Genomic DNA, 3,141 nt, shown 5'->3' with positions numbered 1-3,141 from the left:
GACTTCCAGCAAAATCCAGGAGATCCCTCGCTTCACTCGGGATGACGGGGCATTGATGCGTGCTTAACTGTTCTGAGGTTTTTATTTTTTAATACTGTTTAAATGAATCATCTTGATGTTATGAGTTTAAACTGAGAAAAAGTGTTCTTTATAATTACTGTCATTATTAGAAAATACTTTGGACTTTCTTGCCCATACTAAATATCCAGCAATTGCCATACCGGTATAAATCAGCATCAATACACAGTGAAAGGGTAGATTTTTATTGAGATACATTACCGCAAAAAGAGCATCCGTTATAAACCATAATACCCAGGTTGCTATGATTTTGTGACACATCAACCATTGCGCTACAAGACTCAATGATGTTGTTGCCGCATCGAGGATTGCGACGGTAGAGTGAGTTAAGTTGTGTAAAATATAAAAAATGAAGAGAAACACAGCTACCAAAGTTAGCATCAACCATAACCATTGTGTCATGGTCAGTGTTCCTAATGGTTTTTGCGTTGAGTTATCTTTAATTAAGGATTGCTTATACCATATTGACCAACCATAACACATGCTGAGGAAATATCCCATTTCCAGCATCATGTCGGCATAAATTCCTTTATGCCAGTAGAGCCATCCATTCAGAATGGTGGCTAAAATTCCAATCGGCCAAGCTTTATTATTCAGGCGAATAAAAAAATAAGTTGAGAGCAGTGATGTTAAAGCACCAACTAAATCAAATAACATGGAACGTACCCTGATAAAGGCCGAATTACATTCTGCTTCGACTGTGTTTAGCACATGAATAAGTCAGGGATCTATATCATAAATAACATGAAATTAACAATCATAATGAAATACAAACTTAAAATCTTGGGCAATCAATTCAGTCTAATTATGGGAAATTTAGTCGGGATCTGCTAATCTTAACTCAGATAACGGATTTTTAAGGAGAACATGATGTATAAGAGGGTACTATTTGCTACGGACTTTGATGAGGTAGGGGTCAGGGCAGCTGAGAAAGCAAAGAAAATTGCAGATGAAAACGGCGCTGATTTGATTCTGGTTCATGTTGTTGAACCCATCCCGGCTTATGCATATCCTGGATTTGCTGGATTTGCTGAAGTCGAGTTATCCATTCGTGAACAAGCTGAGAAAGAATTGGATGAGCTCGCGGATAAATTAGGCGTAGATGCGAAACACCGGTTTATTGAATTCGGTTCTACAAAAAATGAGATATTAAGAGTAGCGAAAGAACACAAGATCGATTTAATCGTAACAGGCAGTCATGGTAAACATGGTTTGTCTTTATTGTTAGGCTCTACTGCAAATGCAATATTGCATGGCGCTGAATGTGACGTATTAATTGTCCGGCCTAAAATCGATCATTAATTGAATGAGAACTGCTTGCGATTGCTATTAAACTCAGTTTGTGTTGATAAGCCATTAATTATTACCAACGCTTTGAGATATGAATAGTGAATATCGGCATTTGTTAAACCTACCTTATTGGGCTCAATTTCCCCTCTCTTCCATGTGTAGCGTGGGGGAGAGAAGATTTGACTTCCTTAACCTGTCGGCTATGGGTAAAGCGCCCCACGTTGCTATCCTGTTTACAAGACTTATCTCTTCAATGTTCTTTGTTCTTCCGGGCTGACTGGCTCTGGTGGAGTTACTGAACCCTGGCTAAAAATTGAATAAGAGGCAAGTGGGGTAGAAGTACCGAGATTTGATGCAGATGCGAGTGTTGATAGACCAGAGCCAGCATCATTGCTGGGTATGGTTGAATACGGGCAGGTTTGAATGGCTGTTCGTTGTTTCGCTTGTTCCAATACCTCTTGAAGAAAATGTAAGGATTGGTAGTGTTCTAAGCGTTTCGCTTTATCCAGAACGGTATCGCCATCGCTGCTCTTTACCAGTATGGCTCTAGCCCTTGCTGTCTCAGGCAGGCAATCCAGAAGCAGTTTTAGAGATTCGGGTTGGTTTGATATATGGTGCAACACGGTATTTCCATAATTGTCCTTTGCCATCAAAGCGTCAGTCTTTGCTGCTTCAGGGAGGGAATCCATTAGTTGTTTGAAGATTTCCAGACTACATCCTAAGAGCTGGTGGAGCACGGTAAAGCCATCACCATTCCTTATGTTCACGGCATCAGCCCTTGCCGTCTCGGGCAGGCAATCCATAATTTGTTTTAGGATTTCGGGGTGCTTCGTTGCTACCCATTGCAGCACGGTATTGCCAATATCGTTCCTTATCATCACGGCTCCCGCCCTCGCTGCTTCGGGCAGGCAGTCCAGAAGTTGATTTAGGATTTCATGGCGTCCTGTTGCGATTAAATGCAGCACGGTATCGCCAATATTGTTCTTTATCATCACGGTGCCCGTCCTCTCCGCTTCGGGCAGGCAGTCTAAAATCTGTTTCAGGAGCTTGGGGCGTATTGATGCCACCTGATGCAGTATAGTATCGCCATATTGGTTCTTCGCTATAAACGCGTTGACCCTCTCATGTTCGGGTAGTGTCTGGAGAAACCATTGGACAAAGAGCATGTGTTGGTTACGGATGGCGAGATGAAGCGAGGGGAAGAAATCCCGGTACATTACCTCATAGTTTGTGCCTCTCTCAAGCAAGGCTTCAGCAAAACGTGTATTTCCGTACTCTGCAGCAAGATAAAAAGGAGTTAACTCGTCTCTATTAGTAGCGTGGGGATCAAAACCCGGAAGTTCAACGATTTGACGCACCATGGCGTCGGGCATATCTCTAGACGCTGCCAGCAATCGTGCGACATCAAGGCTGGATGCGGGCGTGATAGTGCCGGGTGTGAGCAGCACCGGAAGGGAAGGTTCTCCTGTCGATTCAGGTGCAGCAATACGTTCAATCTGAGCAAGCAGCGCTTCGGGCCAGGAATCTCGTGCAAGTGCATCGCCTGCGGTGTTCTGCTCCTGATTGCATCGGTTGCGGATGAATTCGAGCAGGTTGGGAAGGCACTGTTGAAACAAAGGCGACCAGGTGTTAGCAGGATAACAAAGGGCATGAAGCAGGATGCGGTTTATCTGATAGGGCGTCACTTCTAAAATACCGTCTTCCCCTGCTCTGGCTAACCACTCGCCAAGCATCGCATCCGGTACCCGGATGGCCGGAATGCTGTTGCTCCCT

Annotated in this window: 3 protein-coding genes; 1 reads left to right on the top strand and 2 read right to left on the bottom strand. The window is 43.9% G+C overall.

All coding sequences use genetic code 11. The annotated features are described in order from the left end of the window. Positions 1–126 precede the first annotated feature (126 nt). Positions 127–735: a nicotinamide riboside transporter PnuC gene (pnuC, locus tag G543_RS17675; RefSeq protein WP_051190668.1), complete on the bottom strand. Its 609-nt coding sequence runs from the start codon at positions 733–735 to the stop codon at positions 127–129. A 213-nt stretch (positions 736–948) separates the two neighbouring features. Between pnuC and G543_RS0110030 the strand changes: the two genes are divergently transcribed. After that, positions 949–1,380, top strand: coding sequence for a universal stress protein (locus G543_RS0110030; RefSeq protein WP_028384393.1), 432 nt, complete (start codon positions 949–951; stop codon positions 1,378–1,380). 230 nt (positions 1,381–1,610) lie between these two features. On the opposite strand, the gene G543_RS17670 is transcribed toward G543_RS0110030, so the two are convergent. Continuing rightward, on the bottom strand, positions 1,611–3,141 hold a 1,531-nt coding region (locus G543_RS17670), incomplete at its 5' end, for an ankyrin repeat domain-containing protein (protein WP_035921998.1).

The sequence above is a fragment of the Legionella moravica DSM 19234 genome (assembly GCF_000423305.1).
Classification (GTDB): Bacteria; Pseudomonadota; Gammaproteobacteria; order Legionellales; family Legionellaceae; genus Legionella; species Legionella moravica.
This window is presented reverse-complemented; position numbering and strand designations above follow the sequence as displayed.